Raw genomic sequence first — 17,931 nt, 5'->3', positions numbered from 1 at the left:
TTTACTTCAGGTTCTTGCTGACGATGGAGGCCATTTCATCAGCGGTGGTGATCACCTTGGAATTCATTTCGTAAGCGCGCTGGGCCGAGATCAGCTCGGTGATTTCCTTCACCGGGTCGACATTCGAGGATTCCAGATAACCCTGCTTCATGTAGGCGAAACCTTCCTCGTCAGGATTGCCGACGACGGCTTCGCCGGAGGCTGCCGTTTCCTGGAAGAGATTGTCGCCGAGCGGCTGGAGACCAGCCTCGTTGACGAAGTCGGCAAGCGTCAACTGGCCGAGCACCGTCGCATCCGCCGCACCCGGCAATTTGGCCGAAACCTGGCCGGAGCGGCTGATCGTCAGCTCGGTCGAACCCGTCGGAATGGTGATGCCGGGAAGGACCTCGTAGCCGTCGATGGTGACGAGCTGGCCCTGGTCGTTCTTGTTGAAGGCGCCGGCGCGAGTGTAAAGCGTCGTCCCGTCGGTCGACTGGATCTGAAAGAAGCCCTTGCCGATCAGCGCCACGTCGAGGTCGTTGCCGGTCTGGGTCAGTTCGCCCTGGAGATGCAGGTTGCGGACCGCCGAGGTCTGGACGCCGAGGCCGATATTGGCACCTTCCGGAACGACTGCCTGGTTGGCGCGGTTGGCGACACCCTTGGCGCGTTCGGTCTGGTAGAGAAGATCGGAGAATTCGGCGCGGGCGCGCTTGAAACCCGTCGTATTGATGTTGGCGATATTGTTCGCGATGACTTCCAGATTGGTCTGCTGGGCATCCATGCCCGTTGCTGCAATGGCGAGCGCTCTCATGTGTTCGTCCTCAAATCAGTTACATCTGCATCTTGGTGACTTCGAGAAAGGCCGAGACGACCTTGTCGCGGATAGCGATCGCCGTCTGCAGCGTCTGCTCGGCCTGGAGCATGGAATCGACGACTTCACGCGTCGTCGCCGTGCCCTTGATCCCGGCAAAGGACATGCTTTCCGCGCCCTTCAGGCTGCTGACCGCGTCGCTCGCCATGTTGCCCATGACCGAGGCGAAGCTCATATTATTGGCCGCACCTGCGGTGCCCGGCATGGTGGCGGCAGACGACGAGGCCGAATTTTCGGTGTCGACGGCGCCAAGCGCACGAGTCATCGAAAGGTTGCTGACATTCTGGACGCTGCTGATCATAATTATTGGCTCTTCAGGAGATCGATCGTGGAGGAGATGAGATCGCGAGTCTGCTTGATGGTCTGCAGATTGGCGTCATACGAGCGGTTGGCTTCGCGCATGTCGGCCATCTCGACCAGAATGTTGACGTTCGGCAGCTTGACGACGCCCTTCTGGTCCGCAGCCGGATTGCTGGGGTCGAATTCGGTGCTGAAGTCGCCTTCGTCGACGCCGACCTTCTTGACGTCGACCGTCTCGACGCCGCTCACGCGATCCATCTGCTGGCCGAAGGTGATCGTCTTGCGGCGATAGGGATCGGCACCGGGTGTGTCGCCGGTCGAGCGGGCGTTGGCGATGTTTTCCGAAACGATGCGCAGGCGCGTCGACTGCGCCTCGAGCCCGGAACCGGCGATTTTCATTGCTGCTGAAAGCGGATCCATGACTTTTACTTCCTGACGGTCATCAGCATCATGCGGTTGAAGGAACTGACCAGCGAGGTGTTCAGATCGTACTGGCGCTTGATATCGCCGGACTTGGAAAGCTCCTCGGCCAGACCGACCGTGTTGCCGGATTCCTGGACGCCGATTTCCTGGTCGAGTGAGGCGTCCTTGACGTCGATATCGCCGCTGGCGCTGAAATCATTGCCGCTGAGATGGGCCGGATTGGTGCGCGCCATGGTGATGTCTGATTTGTCGAGCACGGCATCGAAGGGCGTGACGTCCTTGGCGCGGAACTTCGGGGTATTGGCATTCGCGATGTTGCCGGCAACAACCTGCTGACGGATCGTCAGCCATTCCGCCTGTCGCGAAGCCAAGTCGAAAAGTTGGATCGGTTGCATGAGACTCTCCGTTTTTACTGTCCCGAACCTATTGCGGTAATCTTGCGTGGGACTTACGGGAATTCAGGTTTCAAGGCGCTTTTCGGCGAGCGGCGGGGCCAAAAAAAAAACCGAGGCCCCGGCCGGTTCGCGGCGGAGCCTCTATTGCCTCAGGCGTTGACCGACAGGTTCAGTTGTTCTGGTAGGTCTCACCCTTGGAGGTGACGATCATCCACTTGCCCTCGCGCTGTTCGATTGTCGCAAGGCGGCTCTGATCCGGCAGAATCGAGCCGACGCGCACCACATACATGCCGGAGGTATCCTCGATCAGCGCCCGACCATTGGAGACGTGCAGCAGGCGGAAGGACGACTTGCCGGGAAAGGGCTGATCCTCCAGGATGGGGCGGCCCTCGCGCTCCTTACCGAGGTCGGAGACCGTCGCCGTCGTCAGCGGATCGATCGGCGGCGCCTTCTTGTCCGGCTCGTTCTTGTTGACCATGGCAAGCGGCGAGACGCTGAAGACGTTACGAGCCGGCCAATCCGGCAGCTCGCGGGAATTGTCGCTGGCGGCGATATTGATGCCGAATTTGTCTTCGTTGAAGAAAACATACCAGGGAAAGAACGCGGAGGCGCCGGCAAGCGCCAGGCCGGCAAAGGTCAGAAACCGATCCAGGCGGGCGGCCTTCCCGCGCTGCTTCGGGGAGGCGATGCGTTCGTCGTCGAATTCAGCCACATCTATCTCCTCTGGATGGCTCCGCCCTGATTGCCGACACCGGCTGCAGCCTTGAGGGCGCCGGCGAGATCGGCAAAGGCATCGGGCGAGTTGCGATCGCCCGGCGACTGTTTCAGGACGTCGTAAATGATCGGCACCTGCTTGACCGCCATGTCGAGATCGGGATCGGCGCCCTGGCGGTAACCGCCGATCAGGCGCAGGTCGCGCGTTTCCTCGAAGCGGTGGATCAGCACCTTCAGCCGCGACACCAGCTTTTCCTGGTCCGGCGTCCAGGCCTTGCGGGCAAGACGCGAGATCGAGGCGAGCGGATCGATCGGCGGATAACGCCCTTCCTCGGCAAGGCTGCGCTGCAGCACAATATGACCATCGAGAATGCCGCGCGTCGAATCGGCGATCGGGTCGTTGTGGTTGTCGCCGTCGACGAGGATCGAGATGATCGCCGTGATGGTGCCGGCGCCCTCGGGGCCGGGACCGGCGCGCTCCAACAGGCGCGGCAGCTCGGTGAAGACGGAAGCCGGGTAGCCGCGGGCGATCGGCGGTTCGCCGGAGGCGGTCGCCACCTCGCGGATCGCATGGGCGAAACGCGTGACGCTGTCGACGATGAACAGGACGTTCTCACCCTTGTCGCGGAAATGCTCGGCGATGGTGACCGCCGTCAGCGGCGCCATCTTGCGCAGCATCGGGCTCTCGTCGCTGGTGGCGACGACGGCTATCGCCTTCTTCATGTTGCTGCCGAGCGTATCCTCGATGAATTCGCGCACCTCGCGGCCCCGTTCGCCGACAAGCGCAATGACGACCTTGTCGAAGGCATCGGCGCGGGCGAGCATGGACAGCAGCGTCGACTTGCCGACGCCGGAGCCGGCGAAGATGCCGAGACGCTGCCCGAGGCAGAGCGGCGAGAAGATGTCGATGGCGCGTACGCCGGTCTTGAAGCCGGCCTCGACACGCTTGCGGGTCATCGAGGGCGGCGCGGTATTGGAGATCGAGCGGCGGTCGAGGCCCTCGGCGATCGGGCCGAGGCCGTCGATCGGCTCGCAGAGCGAGTTGACGGTGCGCCCGCACCAGCTGTCCGACGGTGAGATGCGAAAGGCGCCCTTGCGGATGACGGTATCGTGGATGCCGATCGGCTCGCCTGGTTCGATCGGGCAGACATAGATCAGATCCGGCTCGACGCGAACGACCTCGCCCAAATGGATGCCGGTTGCCGATTTATGGGCGACGAACTCGCCGAGGCGAACATGGCGGGAGAGACCGCGAACCGTGTAGTGACCGGCAGCGATGGTCTGCACGCGACCGCCATGGGCAACCGAAAACTCCGGCGATGCGTATCGGTCGACGAGGCCAGCCAGATGCGCCAGCTTCGGGGAAAGACCGTCCTCGGACAGCAGCGTGGTGCTCATTCTTCAATCCCACCCGCAAATGCGACGCATTTTCGGTCTCTGTTCTTATGCATGTCGTCCTCCCAAAACCGCTGCACACTTTTGGGCGACATGCATTAGCGGCTACCTCCAAGCGTCTGGACGGCTTCCTTGAAGGAATCCTCGCTGTCGCGCATCAGCGACGAGACGCTTTCGAAGGCGCGGTTGACTTCGATCAGCTGGGTGATCTCGCGCATGGCGTTGACATTGGAGTTTTCGAGATAACCCTGCTCGACACCGACATTGAAGCGGTCGACGACGGCGCGCGGCTGGTCGGTGGTCATGATGCCGCTGTTTTCGTAGCGCAGGTAACCCTTGCTGATATCCGCCTCGAACAGCCCGAGTGAACCGACCTGGCGGTCACCCTGATAGATGATGCCGTCGGTGCCGACGGCCGGCTCGCCGCCTTTGGAGTTGAGCTGGATCGGTGCGCCGCCGGCGTCGAGAACGGGATATCCGCGGATCGAGACCAGTTCGCCGGTATCCTTGAGGGTGAAGCGGCCGTCCCTCGTCAGCACCCGGCCGGCGGGCGTATCGAGCGAGAACCACGCATCGCCCTTGATGGCGAAATCAAGCATGTTGCCGGTGTGCTGCAGCTCGCCGTTCGACTCGTTCAGATAGTCATTGCCCTGGGAAACGAAGGCGACCTTGGTGTTCAGCTTGTTCTTGGTCGCCGCCACCATCTCGTCGAACTTCACCTCGGTGGCGCGAAAACCGGTCGTGTTCACGTTCGCCATGTTGTCTGCGATGGTGTTCAGGCGCTTTTCGAGAGCCATCTGCGACGACAGAGAAACATAAAGACCGGATTGCATGTCGGTAGGCTCCAAGCATTGGCGATGAACGGAACGAAAAGCCGGGCGTCGTCTTATGAGGTTCGGCCGGGATTTCGCTGAGGCGGCATCTCAGAAACAGGTGCGGGCACCCATTCGTCTCCTTAAGACTGACGGCAGATGCTTGCGCGAAGCTGGCACGCGGAAATGCTTGGCGCGCGGGCCCGTTCATCAGCCTCACGCAAGGCAGAAACCCTAACCGTCTTAGAGAAAAGTAACGTTCAGATTGGGCTGACGATGAATATCATTATCGGATTTATAGTGACTTGCGGCTGTGTCATCGGCAGCTTCATGGCAATGGGCGGCCACGTGGACGCGCTGTTCCAGCCCTTCGAATTCGTGATCATCGGCGGCGCCGGCCTCGGCAGCTTCATCATGGCGAACCCGATGAAGGTGGTGAAGGATTCCGGCAAGGCGCTCGGCGAAGCCTTCAAACACGCCGTGCCGAAGGAACGCAATTATCTCGATACGCTCGGCGTGCTCTATTCCTTGATGCGCGACCTGCGCACCAAGTCGCGTAACGAAATCGAAGCCCATATCGACAATCCGGCAGAATCGACGATCTTCCAGTCGGCCCCCACCGTTCTGAAGAACAAGGAACTGACGGCCTTCATCTGTGACTATGTGCGCCTGATCATCATCGGCAACGCCCGCAGCCACGAAATCGAAGCGTTGATGGATGAAGAGCTCAACACCATCATGCACGACAAGATGAAGCCCTACCACGCGATCCAGATCATGGGCGATTCCTTCCCGGCGATCGGTATCGTCGCGGCGGTTCTCGGCGTCATCAAGGCGATGGCCCACATCAACGATTCGCCCGAAGTGCTCGGCCACCTGATCGGCTCGGCGCTGGTCGGCACCTTCCTAGGCATCCTCTTGTCCTACTGCGTCTGCTCGCCGCTGGTCTCCCAGATCAAGATCGTGCGCAACAAGCAGCACCGCCTTTACGTCATCGTCAAGCAGACGCTGCTTGCCTACATGAACGGCTCGGTGCCGCAAGTCGCTCTCGAATACGGCCGCAAGACGATCTCGGCTTACGAGCGCCCGTCCATCGATGCGGTCGAACAGGAAATGATGAACCCAGGCGGCGAAAACAAGGCGGCTTAAATGACCATGAGCAATGCTTCGCACGACAAACCGGCAATGGATCCTGCCCTTCTCGCCAAGCTGACCGGCGGGCTCGGCGACAAAGGCAGGGTCGCCAAGATCTGCAGCTCCTTCGGGGAAATCTACAGCGAATTCTTTCCCGACGTCATCAAGAGCGAGACTGGCCTCGACGTGACGGTCAACTATCTCGGCTGCGAAATCGGCTACAAGAACCATCTGATCGACGACCTGAGCTCGAACGTCACGCTCGTCGATGCGACCTTGCGCAACTGGTCGCAGAACATCACGATTGCCTGCGGCAACGGTTTCGTCATCACGCTGATGGAGCACCTTCTCGGCGCCACCGCCGATACGATCGAGGAGCCTGCCGACCGGCTGCTGTCGATCATCGAGACGGACCTGGCGGTGATGGTTTTCGACAAGATCGCTAAGGTGCTGCGCTCGGCCGTCAACGCACCCGGCGGCTTCGAACCGAGCCTCTCGGTCCCGCACGCCCTTGAGATGCGCGCCCGGCCGCCGGAGGACCGCCCGGACGAATTCGCAGCCGCCATCAATATGTCGATCACGCTTGCCGGCATCGTGTCGGAATTTTCGTTGATGGTTCCGCAGACGGCGCTGTTGAAGACCAAGGTGACGCCGCCGAAGCCGAAGCGCCAGTCCGGTGGCAGCTCAGCGGAATGGACCGAACAGCTCGGCGACCAGGTTCGCCGCTCGCATGTCACGCTCGAGGCCAAGATCAGGCTGCAGGACCTGACATTGCGCACGATCTCGAAGCTGATGGTCGGCGACGTCATTCCGTTCCGTGACCATGGCGACGTGCGAGTCGAGGTCAGCGCCAACAGCAAGGAATTGTATGTGTGCGAGTTCGGGCGTTCAGGCGAAAACTACATGGTCCGCGTCAAGGATACGATGAACTCGGATGACGAACTCATCCGTCATTTAATGAATTAATCGGTTCTCTGGCTTTCGGGCTGCAAAGGCAGTTTGAGGCAAGTTTCAACTGGAATAGTGATTTCATGGCTACGAAGAAAACACAGCAGAACAGCGACCTCTCCCTGGATATGCCGGGCAGCGAAGCGGATCTCGATCAGGCGATCGACGATCTGCGCGGCGTGCTGAAGCAGGATGCCGATGGCGACCTGCCGCAGTTTGGCGACGACCTGCAGAACGACGCCTTCGCAGCAGGAACCGATCTGGCGGCTTTCGGCGGCGAGATTTCGGACAGCCCGTTCGGCGGCGACGATTTCGGCGGCGATTTCGGTGCCGGCAATGCCGGCGCGGCTGCCGGCATGGATTTCGGCAGCACCCCTTCCTTCGATGCGTCGCCGGCTCCGCTCGGCAGCGCTTTGAATTCCAATTTCGAACTGATCATGGACATTCCGATCGATGTCCAGATCATGCTCGGCACCAGCCGCATGCAGGTCTCCGGCCTGATGAACCTCAATGAAGGGGCGACGATCGCCCTCGACAAGAAAATCGGCGAGCCGGTTGAGATCATGGTGAACGGCCGCAGGATTGCCCGCGGCGAAATTACGGTGCTTGATAACGACGACACCCGATTCGGTGTGAAACTGATAGAAGTTTTGAGTACGAAAAAAGCCTGATCCCTGTGTGGGACGGAGAGGTTAGACCATGATGGACTTTGACGATTTCGGCGGCGCGCTAGCCGGGAAACCGTTGACCCAGGCTGAAAAGGCGGCGGCTGTTCTTCTCGCTATGGGAAAGGGCGTCGCCGGCCGGCTGTTGAAATATTTCACCCAGGCCGAATTGCAGACCATTATCTCATCCGCCCAGTCGCTGCGCGCCATTCCGCCGGACGAGCTGTTGATGCTCGTCTCCGAGTTCGAAGACCTCTTCACCGAGGGCGCCGGACTGATGGACAACGCCAAGGCGATCGAAGCCATTCTGGAAGAAGGCCTGACGCCCGACGAGGTCGACAGCCTGCTCGGCCGCCGCACGGCGTTCCAGGCCTACGAAACCTCGATCTGGGATCGCCTCAGCGAGGCGGAGCCGACATTCATCGCCCAGTTCCTGCTGCGCGAACACCCGCAGACCGTTGCCTATATTCTGTCGATGATGCCTTCCAACTTCGGCGCCAAGGTGCTGCTGCAGCTGCCCGACAACCGCCGCGCCGACATCATGAACCGAACCGTCAACATGAAGACCGTCAGCCCGAAGGCTGCGCAGATCATCGAGAACCAGGTCATGACGCTGCTTGCCGAGGTCGAGGCAGAGCGCAATGCCGCCGGCTCGACGAAGGTCGCCGATCTCATGAACGAGCTCGACAAGCCGCAGGTCGACACGCTGCTTACCTCGCTCGAATCGATCAGCCGCGAATCCGTCAACAAGGTCCGCCCGAAAATCTTCCTATTCGAGGACCTCATGTACATGCCGCAGCGCAGCCGTGTCCTGCTGCTCAACGACATCTCGACGGATGTGCTCACCGTCTCCCTGCGCGGTTCGCCGCCCGAGATCCGCGAATCGGTTCTCTCCGCCATCAGCCCGCGCCAGCGCCGCATGATCGAATCGGATCTGCAGAGCGGCATGGGCGGCGTCAATCCGCGCGAGATCGCCATTGCCCGGCGCGCCGTGGCGCAGGAAGCGATTCGCCTGGCCAATTCTGGCCAGATCGAACTCAAGGAAAAAGAAGGCGACGCTTCGGCAGCCGCCTGATCCTGCGAGACTGTTGACAAATCCAGCCGCCAGCAAGGCGGCTGTTGATCGCCATGCCACAGGCGACTACCCTTCCAACAATAGGCCGCGCTCTAAAGCGCGTCGCAGGGAACCCGGTTTCCGCGACGCGCTTTAGCTCTTTGTTTTGATGCATGTCGTCATCCAAAACCGCTGCACGTGTTTGGGCGACATGCATTAGCTGCGCTCTATATCTTTGACGGAGGGCCGCGACTTGGCAGATGATGACAAGGACAGCAAAACAGAAGCCCCGACCGCGAAAAAGCAAACCGACGCCGCCGAGAAAGGCAACGTGCCGTTTTCGCGCGAACTGTCGATCTTCGCGACCATCCTTGCCACCTATATCTACCTGGTGTTCTTCCTCCCCGACAGCGTCGGGCACATGGCTGAAACGCTGCGCGACATCTTCGATCAGCCCGACCAATGGAAGATCGAGACGGGGCCTGACGTTCTTTCGCTGTTCGTCAAGCTCGGTTGGGCCATTGCGGCGCTGCTGGCGCCGGCTTTCATCCTGTTCATGGTGTTCGGCATCGCCTCCTCGATCTTCCAGAACCTGCCGACACCGGTGCTGGAACGCATCCGGCCGCAGGCCTCGCGCATCTCTCCCGTCAAAGGCTGGGAACGGCTCTTCAGCCTGCCGGGCCTCATCGAGTTCGGAAAATCGCTGTTCAAGGTCGTCGTCGTCGGGGTCATCCTGTTTTTCGTGCTGAGGAGCGAATATTTCAGCTCGATCGACGCAATGTTCTCCGATCCGCAGACGATCCTGGTGCGGATCTCGACGGCGATGCGCAAGATCATCATCGTCGTGCTGATCGCCACCGCGATCGTGGCGATCGTCGATGTCTTCTGGACGCGCCACCACTGGTTCACCGAGCTGAAGATGACGCGGCACGAGATCAAGGAAGAAAACAAGCAGGCGCAGGGCGACCCCTTCGTCAAGGGCCGGCAGCGCTCGCTGATGCGCGACCGCGCGCGCCGGCGCATGATCTCCAATGTACACCGGGCGACGCTCGTCATCGCCAACCCGACGCACTATGCGGTGGCGCTGCGCTACGCGCGCGAAGAAAACGACGCGCCGGTGGTGCTGGCCAAGGGCCAGGACCTCATTGCGCTCAAAATCAGGGAGATTGCCGAGAAAAACGGCATCCCGGTGTTCGAGGATCCGCCGCTTGCGCGCTCCATGTTTGCGCAAGTCTCGGTCGATACTGTCATCCCGTCAGTCTTCTATAAGGCCGTTGCGGAGCTGATCCACCGGGTTTACGCCGCAGACGCCAAGAACAAACGGGTAAGATAAGCCGAATGAAAAAATGCCCTCACTCTACCCAGCGTGAAAAAATCCTCGCAGTTGCGATCAGCCCGGTCGCCACGGAACTGCGCCTTCTGGATGCTTCTGACCTTATTTCGCTGCTGCGCTTCGAGTATTATGGCAATCTTTCCGATCTCGTCGCTTCAGCGGCAGAGCTTTTCTTTCATCCGGGCACTGTGAATTTCGGCCTGGGCGGCAACTATACGCTGGAGTGGGGCGGCAAGCCCGAAGTCGTTCTCGATCTGGAAATCAAGCCGCGCGGCGTCACCGTCTATGCACAGCTGACGCTTGCCGAAGATCACGCCGGCATCGAGATCAACCATATCGCGTTCCAGGATCCCTCGGCCGATCCCGATGAGAACACCCGCTTCCTCGAAAAGAGCCTTCGAGAATCGCGCTACAGCGTCAGCCAGGCGCCGCGGGCGCTGGCCAGCTGACCTCTTATCAAGACATGAGAGCTTTCATCCGCTCAGCTCAGCTGAGCGGGGCTCAGCTGATATAGCCGAGCCGGATCGCCTTGGCGATCGCCTGGATGCGATTGACGGAATCGAGCTTGATCGTCGCCGAGCCGAGATAGGCGTTGACGGTGTGCACCGACAGGCCGAGCTTGTCGGCAATCTCTTCGCTGATGCGGCCGTCGCCGGCAAGCTGGAGACAGGCGATCTCACGTTCGCTGAGGGCTTCGGCGGCCGCCGTGCGGCGTTCGTCGAGCGAGAGCAGATCCATCATGATATGGCAGCAGCGACCGTGCAGCTCGACGATTGTATCGCTCGAGGGATCGATCTCATCGCCGGTGAAAACGATGAAACCGTTGCCTACGGCACCGAGCCGCACCGGAAAGGCAAGGCCGGAAAAAGGCACGATCCCATCCTGCAGCCGCGTCATGAACGGCGCGAAGTCGGCAGGACCGGGGGCGGCACGGTCGCAACCGCCGGCCCATGAGAGCGGCAACAACGACTTTTCAATATGCTCGAGAAGGACATCGCCGTAGGCATCCGTGAAGGCCTTGCCGAAACCGGCGTTGGAAGACCCCCAGTTTTCGAGTTCGCAGACAAGGCGCTGCTTTGCCGGAATACCCGAGCCGCTGACGCGGAAGATCGCGAAGCCGTGAGCATCGGCGAGTTTCTGCATGGCAATCAGCCGCGGAAAGAGATCGGACCGGCTGGAAATCCTGTTCACACGCACCATGCGCGACTGCTCGGCACTGCTCATCGTCCTGGCTGATGGATGTGCCATGGATCCCCCTATACGAGATTATTGCGGACGGCGAAGGCTATGGCCTCGGAGCGGGTCTTGGTGGCCGTCTTGCGCATCACGCTGGTAATGTAGTTGTTGATGGTATTGCGGGAGATGCCGAGGATCATCGCGATCTCGTCGCTGGTCTTGCCCTCGGCGATCCAGAACAGGCATTCGAGCTCGCGGTCGGTCAATTCGAAATCGCGATCGACCCTGGTACCGCCGCAGCGCAGGAAACTCGCCACGTAACCTGCAAGCAGGCCGACATCCCGCAGGCGCTCCGGCGACAGGATGAACCCCTCGCCGAACAGGAACATCAGGGCGAGCCGCGAGCGGCCGACATTGAAGGTTACCGAACAATATTGGCGGCTGGCGCCGTCCGGCACGTCGGCACTATCAGGCATAAGAGCAAAATTCGGCTGGAAGACCTGCATGCATTTTTCCAGCTCCGTCGAACGGGCGTAGCCGCGAACCAGATCGTTGGCGATATCCCTGACCAGGTCAAAGGGCCAATCCGACGAGACGATGAAATCGAGGCCGCTTTCCTGGAGGAGATCGCAGCGCGCCAGAAGATAGTGCGAAGCACCGACATACTCCGTCAGCGCGCGCAGACCGGACTGCAACCTGCCAGTGTTGGCGACACCGTGCAGGCGCTGGAGCAGTTGATCGCGCGGCAACAAATCCGGCACCACAGCGCTCGCAAAATTCGACATTTGCCTCTCGCCTTTGCTCGCCTGAATTACATCCATATCCATTGGCAATGTCCTGCGGCTGAGAAACGATCAAACTCGGTGCAACAGCAATTTTTCTATAAGGGATTCAATTCGAGTCCCGCTCGAATCCCATTTCGAATCACCCAAGAGTAAGCCAGCCGATGCAAATCACCATCTCCGACTTCTAGGGATTTACTTCCACTGCCGCCCATGCACTGATTCGATGACCAATTCCAGCCCTCAAGATAAGGAGAGGCTAAGGTGATTCTGGCTGTATCGCAACTTCATTCGCGTTTTACGCGAGTCGAGGATCTGACAACTATCCCGTTACAGAAATGACACTGTGTACCGACATGAAAAAAGGCCAGTTGCCCGGCCTTTTTCTTACGCTGCTTCGTCGATCGCCCATTTCCGGAGGATTTTCGCGGCGCGTTCCTCGTTGATCTCGACCATGCGGGACAGCTTGCGTTCCGGGCCTTCCTTGACGCGGCGGTTGAAGTTGCCGTCGTCGTCGCCGAGGCTGAGCAGATCCTCGGTGCTGTCGAAGCCGAAGTCGGATCCGAAGCCGTCCATGAGGGCTCCTCCGGAAGCGCCGGCTGCCGGCGCGAAGTCCGGAAGCTCGAGGCCGGCCGCCTCCGGCGTGGCGTCGCCGAGAACCGAAGAGCTGCCGTTGCCGCTGACGCTGCGCACCAGAGGCCGCAGGCCCATCCAGACCACCACGAAGGCGACCGCGACAAAGGCCAGCGAGTTGATGATGCCGGCCAGGTTGCGGCTCAGCATGTCCATGACGCGGACACCGCCGGTGGCGTCTTCGAGCAGCTGGTTCTCGAGGAAGTCCATGGCCGTGACGGTGACGACGTCGCCGCGCTTGGCGTCGATGCCGGACGCCGAAGCGACGATCTTCTGCATTTCGGCAAGATAGGCGTCGATCTTGGCCTGATCGGCAGGCTCGCCGACCATCTTGGCGATGCGGCCCTTATTGACCACCACAGCGATCGACAGCTTCTCGACCTTGTAGCTGTTGCGGGTGGTCGCCGTCGTCCGGCTGTTGATCTCGTAGTTGGTCTGCTCTTCGCGCTTGTCGGACTTGTCCTGCGATTCAGGCCCGGCCGAACCACCGGCCTCGGGAGCCGCCTGCGGAATGTTCTGCTCGACCGTCGTCGCGCTGTCGGACTGCTTCTGTTGCGACTGCTGGGCTTCCTTGGTCGAGCGGACCGAACGTTCGACCTTGGATTCGGGATCGTAGGTGGTTTCCTGGATCTGCTGGGCGTCGGTGTTGAGATCGGCGGTGACGCTGGAGCGGAAGTTGTCCATGCCGAGGAAGGGTGCGAGCGCCTTGTCGATGTTGGATTCGACTTCCTGCTGGACGTTCTGGACGATGTTGAGCGAGCGGTTCAGCGAGCTGTTGCTGGCTTCGTCGCCGGACGCGAGCAGCTGACCGGCGGAATCGAGGATGGTCACGTCATCGACGTCAAGCCCCGGCACGGCCGAGGCGACGAGGTGTCTGATCGAGGTCGCAGCACTGCGCCCGGTGGTGGCGCTGGCGCGAATCATGACGGAGGCGGTCGGCTTCTGCTCCGCCTTCCGGAAGTTCCCGACCTCCGGCATGACGATATGAACGCGCGCCGCTGTTATGCCCGAGATCGACTGGATGGTGCGGGCGATTTCGCCTTCCAGCGCTCGAACCCGCGTCACCTCCTGCATGAAGGAGGTCAGGCCCAGCGAGCCGACATTGTCGAAGAGTTCGTAACCGGCATTGGCACTGTTCGGCAGGCCGCGCTCGGCAAGCAACAGGCGGGCCTTGCCCGTCATCCCCGCGGGGACGCTGATGCTGGTACCATCAGTGCCGACCTGGAAATCGACGTTGGCTTCGGCAAGCGCCATGCTGATCTGGTTGAGATCGGGCGAATCCAGACCGACATAGAGCGTTTCCTGTGCCGGCTTGTTGACGAAAAGGGCGGCCGCAAGGACGATTGCGATGGAGACGGCACCGACGCCTCCGAGAATCATCAGGCGTGTTCGGCCAAGGGAACCGAAGTTCTTAAAGATCTGAACTAATTGATTTAACAGATTCATTCTGTTCTCGCACGATTCGTCAAAGACAAAGCAGGCTTATTGCCTCATCTGACGAATAGTCGGCGAAACTTGCGCGAGCGTTTCGTTAAGGGGGCGCGGCCCCTGAAGGACTAGAAGAAATCGAAGTCGCCGGCTGCCTTGCTCAGAGGCTGGGAATGGCCGTGGCGTGTGGCGCCGCCCAATGCCTTCTGCATCTCCGCCAGCTTGACGAGGCTGAGCGCGGTCGCAACGTCGACGGCCCAGCCGTGCGGAATTTCGCCGGTGATGGTGTCGATGAACTCGGCAAGGCCGCGGGATTTCTGCACGGCGAGATCGATGCCCTGCATGACTTTCATGGCATCCGGCGAATTCAGGATTTCGGCGCCGCCGAGATCGAGAAGCTGCGGCTCGATGCGCTCGATGAGATAGGCAACGTCGTGCAGTTCGGAAACGATGCGCATCAGGATGTCGCTCAACGCTTCAACTGGCGCAGGCGGCTCCATCACCGAATTAAATGTCATATAAAAATCCTCGCCATCAAAAAAATTCGATACTGGTTTCGACGGGCTTCGGCGGAGCGGCGGGGCGCTGCTCGAGAGCGACGGTTCTCTGCGTTTCGGCGCCGGTCAGGGGGTATTGCCGGGCACGGCCGGAGACGGGCCAAAATTCAAGCTTGCGTCCATGATCTCCGCCTGTGGAGGAGCCGACCACCGGAATGCCTTCATCCCGCAGGAACTGCATGGCGAAGGCCGCGTTCTGCTCACCGACATTGGAGAATGTCGAGATCGTCTTCGCGCCGCCGAAGATCTTGGCCTCCAGCCGGTCGCGCCGGGCGCCCTGCTTCAGGAGACCGTTGATCAGCAGCTCCATCAGATGCACGCCGTAGCGCGTCGCATCGCCGCCTGACGTCGGCGAGGTCGCCGAGCCCGGCAGCAAGAAGTGGTTCATGCCGCCGATACCGGCGACAGGGTCTCTGAGGCACGCAGCCACGCACGAGCCGAGAATGGTCGAGAGGACCGCATTCGGATCGCTCAGAACCTTGTACTCGCCCTGAATGATGTGCACGCGGCGGGCTGCCCCCTCAGTCATCATTTCAAGGCTCCAAACACGGCTTCGATGGCCGCTTTCATCTTCTCGATCGTGAACGGCTTGGCGAGCACGTTGTTGGCGCCGAGCTGGGCTGCCTTCTGCACCAATGCGCGGTCGCCCTGGGCGGTGAGGATGATGAAGGCCGCCTTTTTGGTGTTCGGGTTGGTGCGCACGGCCTGAAGGAAGCCGATGCCATCCATCTTCGGCATGTTGAAGTCCGAGATCACCAGGTGGTGCGGCTGCTCGGCCATGATCTTCATGCCCTGCTCGCCGTCGCCTGCAGACGTGATCTGCTTGAAACCGAGCTGGGTCAGCGCGTCGCTGAGCAGCAACCGGCTCGTTACCTGATCGTCGACGATCAGAACTTTGATTTTCTCCGCGATCGACATTTTATTCGGTCCCTTCCTTTCGGGCGGCTGTCATTTTCAATATTTCTTCACCGATGGCAGACAGGGGCAACTGCTGCTCCACGGCGCCAAGTTCATGAGCAACCCTTGGCATTCCGTAAACGACACAGGTTTTTTCGTTCTGGCCGAGTGTTCTGGCGCCGGCGTGGCGCATTTTCAACAATCCGGCGGCGCCATCGCGGCCCATTCCGGTCAAGATCACGCCGACGGCGTTGCGGCCAGCCAGTTCGGCGACCGAATCGAAGAGGACGTCCACCGATGGGCGGTGACCGTTGACCGGCGCCCGGTCGACGAGACGGCAGCACGGCGCCGAGGCGTTGCTGACCTGGAGATGACGCTCGCCGCCCGGCGCCAGATAGATCTTGCCGATTTCGAGGCGGGCACCGTCGGTCGCTTCCTGCACCACCGGCGCACAGAGGCGGTTCAGGCGTTCGGCGAAGCTCTTGGTGAAGGTCGGCGGCATATGCTGGGTGATGACGGTCGGCGGGCAATTGGCCGGAAACTTCTGCAGCACGGCGATCAGCGCCTCGACGCCACCTGTGGACGAGCCGATCGCGACGATCTTGCGGCCGACGCGGAAATCAGCGACGGAGGGCGGAGGTGCCGGGGCGGCAACCGGCTGGGAGAACTGGCGCTGTGTGCGCGCGGCGGCCTTGACCTTCTCGGCGAGGTCGCCGAAGGGCCTGAGTTCGCCCGGCGCCGGCTTGCCGACGCAGTCGAACGCGCCGATCTCGAGCGCTGCAAGCGACGCCTCGGCGCCGCGATGGGTCATTGTCGATACCATGATGACCGGCATCGGACGCAGCGTCATGATCTTTTCGAGGAAATCGAGACCGTTCATGTTCGGCATCTCGATGTCGAGCGTCACGACGTCGGGGTTCAGCCGCTTGATGGCCTCGCGCGCTTCCAGCGCATCGCCGGCCTGGCCGATGACGTTGACCTCGGGGTCGGAACTGAGGACGGCGGTGATCAGCCCCCGCATCGTCGGGGAGTCGTCAACGACGAGAACCCTTGCCGGAGCGCTCATGCCTTCCTCCCGAGACCCTTGGCCGTGTAGCGATAGGTTGTGATGCCGATATTGTCGAAGACGTGTTTCGCCTCGCCGGACACACGCTCTGAATGGCCGATATAGAGATGGCCGCCCTCCGGCAGCAGGCCGGCGAAACGCTGCCAGATCTTCATCTGCGTCGGCTCATCGAAATAGATGACGACGTTGCGGCAGAAGATGACGTCGAACTTGCCCTTGAACGGCCATTGCGCCATCAGGTTCAGCTCGTTGTAGGTGATCAGCCGCTTGACGCGGTCGTCGACCTGGAACTTCCTGCGGCCCTGGATCTCGACTTCGCTGAACCATTGCTTGCGCATGGCGGGCGAAACGGTTTCGAGCGCGTTTTCGTCATAGGCGCCGGCTCGGGCGATCGCCAGGATCTTCGGGTCGATGTCGGTCGCCAGGATCTTGAAATCGTAATCGGCGACATTCGGCATCAGCGACAGAACGGTCAGCGCGATCGAATAGGGTTCCTGCCCGTCGGAGGAAGCGGCCGACCAGATGCGCACCCTGCCGCCCGATTTCGCCCGCTGCAGAAGCTCGGGCAGGACATGGTCGCGCAGGTGGTCGAAATGATGGTTTTCGCGGAAGAAGCGGGTAAAATTGGTCGTCAGATGCGACAGCATCTCGCGGCGCGGCGCCGCACCCGCCGGAGAAGCGACGAGCTCGCAATATTCCCGGAAGCCGGACAGGCCGAGATTGCGGATATGCTTCGACAGGCGCGAATAGACCAGAGACGCCTTCGTCTCGTTGAGGAAGATGCCGGCATCCGAATAGATCATCGCGGCGATCTCCGTGAGGTCGCGGCGCGTCAGCGGATATTCTCCGCTCGCCAGGACCTCGTCGGATCCCTGTCTCTGATCTTTTGCGCCCATTGCGTTCATGCGGCTTCGCTTTCGGTCTCGGGAAAGAGGGATTCGAGTTCGATCAGGCAGATCATACGCTTGTCGATGGCAAGAATGCCGCGGGCAAATTGACGTTCGAGCTCGGAGGAAATCTCGGGCGTCGGCTGGATGGTTTCGTCGGTCACCGTCAGGATATCGGACACGGCGTCGACCAGGAGGCCGACGACCTTGCGCCGCACCTGGGCGACGATGATGACATGACGGGCCGTCGGATCGGCCGGCTTCATGCCGAGCCGGGCGGCAAGGTCGATGATCGGCAGCACCGCACCGCGCAGGTTGATGACACCGAGCATATAGCCAGGCGAGTGCGGCATCGTGGTCGCCGGGGTCCAGCCCCGGATCTCACGAACCGACATGATGTTCACGCAAAATTCCTGATCCCCGATGCGGAACGCGATCAGCTCGCGATCCCCCTCGTTCAGATTTTTTACGGCGTACGACAT

The 17,931-nt window shown here is 60.9% G+C and carries 22 protein-coding genes; 6 read left to right on the top strand and 16 right to left on the bottom strand.

Annotated elements, in window-relative coordinates; translation table 11 throughout:
• Position 1: 1 nt before the first annotated feature.
• From flgG to flgF, 7 genes are all read right to left on the bottom strand, one after another.
• Complete coding sequence (gene flgG / locus FHX14_RS28030; protein WP_012556600.1) at positions 2 to 790, bottom strand: flagellar basal-body rod protein FlgG; 789 nt, start codon at positions 788 to 790, stop codon at positions 2 to 4.
• 19 nt (positions 791 to 809) lie between these two features.
• Positions 810 to 1,151, bottom strand: a complete 342-nt coding sequence (locus FHX14_RS28025; RefSeq protein WP_003588549.1) for a flagellar hook-basal body complex protein FliE — start codon at positions 1,149 to 1,151, stop codon at positions 810 to 812.
• A 2-nt stretch (positions 1,152 to 1,153) separates the two neighbouring features.
• Complete coding sequence (flgC, locus tag FHX14_RS28020) at positions 1,154 to 1,570, bottom strand: flagellar basal body rod protein FlgC (RefSeq protein WP_003570338.1); 417 nt, start codon at positions 1,568 to 1,570, stop codon at positions 1,154 to 1,156.
• A gap of 5 nt (positions 1,571 to 1,575) precedes the next feature.
• Positions 1,576 to 1,968, bottom strand: coding sequence for a flagellar basal body rod protein FlgB (flgB, locus tag FHX14_RS28015; RefSeq protein ID WP_003588551.1), 393 nt, complete (start codon positions 1,966 to 1,968; stop codon positions 1,576 to 1,578).
• A gap of 169 nt (positions 1,969 to 2,137) precedes the next feature.
• Positions 2,138 to 2,680 carry a hypothetical protein gene (locus FHX14_RS28010; RefSeq protein WP_003588553.1) on the bottom strand — a complete coding sequence of 181 codons (543 nt, stop codon included), beginning with the start codon at positions 2,678 to 2,680 and terminating at the stop codon, positions 2,138 to 2,140.
• A 2-nt stretch (positions 2,681 to 2,682) separates the two neighbouring features.
• Positions 2,683 to 4,080, bottom strand: a complete 1,398-nt coding sequence (fliI, locus tag FHX14_RS28005; RefSeq protein ID WP_184380124.1) for a flagellar protein export ATPase FliI — start codon at positions 4,078 to 4,080, stop codon at positions 2,683 to 2,685.
• A 95-nt stretch (positions 4,081 to 4,175) separates the two neighbouring features.
• The gene (gene flgF / locus FHX14_RS28000; protein ID WP_003588556.1) at positions 4,176 to 4,910 is read right to left on the bottom strand and encodes a flagellar basal-body rod protein FlgF; all 735 of its coding nucleotides are present in this window, start codon (positions 4,908 to 4,910) and stop codon (positions 4,176 to 4,178) included.
• A gap of 255 nt (positions 4,911 to 5,165) precedes the next feature.
• Between flgF and motA the strand changes: the two genes are divergently transcribed.
• The 6 genes from motA to FHX14_RS27970 all read left to right on the top strand — a co-directional run bounded on the left by motA (position 5,166) and on the right by FHX14_RS27970 (position 10,472).
• Positions 5,166 to 6,038, top strand: a complete 873-nt coding sequence (motA, locus tag FHX14_RS27995; RefSeq protein ID WP_012556597.1) for a flagellar motor stator protein MotA — start codon at positions 5,166 to 5,168, stop codon at positions 6,036 to 6,038.
• Positions 6,039 to 6,989, top strand: coding sequence for a FliM/FliN family flagellar motor switch protein (locus tag FHX14_RS27990; protein WP_179611591.1), 951 nt, complete (start codon positions 6,039 to 6,041; stop codon positions 6,987 to 6,989).
• 65 nt (positions 6,990 to 7,054) lie between these two features.
• Entirely contained in the window at positions 7,055 to 7,642 is a 588-nt protein-coding gene (gene fliN / locus FHX14_RS27985; RefSeq protein WP_054183727.1) for a flagellar motor switch protein FliN, read from the top strand.
• A 28-nt stretch (positions 7,643 to 7,670) separates the two neighbouring features.
• A complete protein-coding gene (fliG, locus tag FHX14_RS27980; RefSeq protein WP_003588564.1) occupies positions 7,671 to 8,711 on the top strand; it encodes a flagellar motor switch protein FliG in 1,041 nt (346 codons plus the stop codon).
• A 232-nt stretch (positions 8,712 to 8,943) separates the two neighbouring features.
• Complete coding sequence (gene flhB / locus FHX14_RS27975; protein WP_012556594.1) at positions 8,944 to 10,023, top strand: flagellar biosynthesis protein FlhB; 1,080 nt, start codon at positions 8,944 to 8,946, stop codon at positions 10,021 to 10,023.
• Between the two features lie 5 nt (positions 10,024 to 10,028).
• A complete protein-coding gene (locus FHX14_RS27970; protein WP_003588567.1) occupies positions 10,029 to 10,472 on the top strand; it encodes a hypothetical protein in 444 nt (147 codons plus the stop codon).
• 52 nt (positions 10,473 to 10,524) lie between these two features.
• On the opposite strand, the gene FHX14_RS27965 is transcribed toward FHX14_RS27970, so the two are convergent.
• From FHX14_RS27965 to FHX14_RS27925, 9 genes are all read right to left on the bottom strand, one after another.
• The gene (locus FHX14_RS27965) at positions 10,525 to 11,271 is read right to left on the bottom strand and encodes a helix-turn-helix transcriptional regulator (protein ID WP_003588568.1); all 747 of its coding nucleotides are present in this window, start codon (positions 11,269 to 11,271) and stop codon (positions 10,525 to 10,527) included.
• An 8-nt stretch (positions 11,272 to 11,279) separates the two neighbouring features.
• Complete coding sequence (locus FHX14_RS27960) at positions 11,280 to 12,026, bottom strand: helix-turn-helix transcriptional regulator (RefSeq protein WP_012556592.1); 747 nt, start codon at positions 12,024 to 12,026, stop codon at positions 11,280 to 11,282.
• A gap of 342 nt (positions 12,027 to 12,368) precedes the next feature.
• A complete protein-coding gene (gene fliF / locus FHX14_RS27955) occupies positions 12,369 to 14,060 on the bottom strand; it encodes a flagellar basal-body MS-ring/collar protein FliF (RefSeq protein WP_003588571.1) in 1,692 nt (563 codons plus the stop codon).
• 110 nt (positions 14,061 to 14,170) lie between these two features.
• Positions 14,171 to 14,560, bottom strand: coding sequence for a hypothetical protein (locus FHX14_RS27950; RefSeq protein WP_003588573.1), 390 nt, complete (start codon positions 14,558 to 14,560; stop codon positions 14,171 to 14,173).
• Between the two features lie 16 nt (positions 14,561 to 14,576).
• Positions 14,577 to 15,131, bottom strand: coding sequence for a chemoreceptor glutamine deamidase CheD (gene cheD, locus FHX14_RS27945; RefSeq protein ID WP_003588575.1), 555 nt, complete (start codon positions 15,129 to 15,131; stop codon positions 14,577 to 14,579).
• Positions 15,128 to 15,517: a response regulator gene (locus FHX14_RS27940; RefSeq protein ID WP_003556488.1), complete on the bottom strand. Its 390-nt coding sequence runs from the start codon at positions 15,515 to 15,517 to the stop codon at positions 15,128 to 15,130. Before FHX14_RS27940 ends, cheD begins: the two co-directional genes overlap by 4 nt.
• Position 15,518: 1 nt before the next feature.
• Positions 15,519 to 16,562 carry a protein-glutamate O-methylesterase CheB gene (gene cheB / locus FHX14_RS27935; RefSeq protein ID WP_003588577.1) on the bottom strand — a complete coding sequence of 348 codons (1,044 nt, stop codon included), beginning with the start codon at positions 16,560 to 16,562 and terminating at the stop codon, positions 15,519 to 15,521.
• The gene (gene cheR / locus FHX14_RS27930; protein WP_003588579.1) at positions 16,559 to 17,467 is read right to left on the bottom strand and encodes a protein-glutamate O-methyltransferase CheR; all 909 of its coding nucleotides are present in this window, start codon (positions 17,465 to 17,467) and stop codon (positions 16,559 to 16,561) included. Before cheR ends, cheB begins: the two co-directional genes overlap by 4 nt.
• Positions 17,464 to 17,931, bottom strand: a complete 468-nt coding sequence (locus FHX14_RS27925; protein ID WP_003588581.1) for a chemotaxis protein CheW — start codon at positions 17,929 to 17,931, stop codon at positions 17,464 to 17,466. The genes cheR and FHX14_RS27925 overlap by 4 nt, the downstream gene beginning before the upstream one ends.

The organism is Rhizobium sp. BK619, assembly GCF_014195245.1.
GTDB classification, from domain to species: Bacteria; Pseudomonadota; Alphaproteobacteria; order Rhizobiales; family Rhizobiaceae; genus Rhizobium; species Rhizobium acidisoli.
Note: the sequence above shows the minus strand (reverse complement) of the source record. Positions and strands in the feature narration are given on the sequence as shown.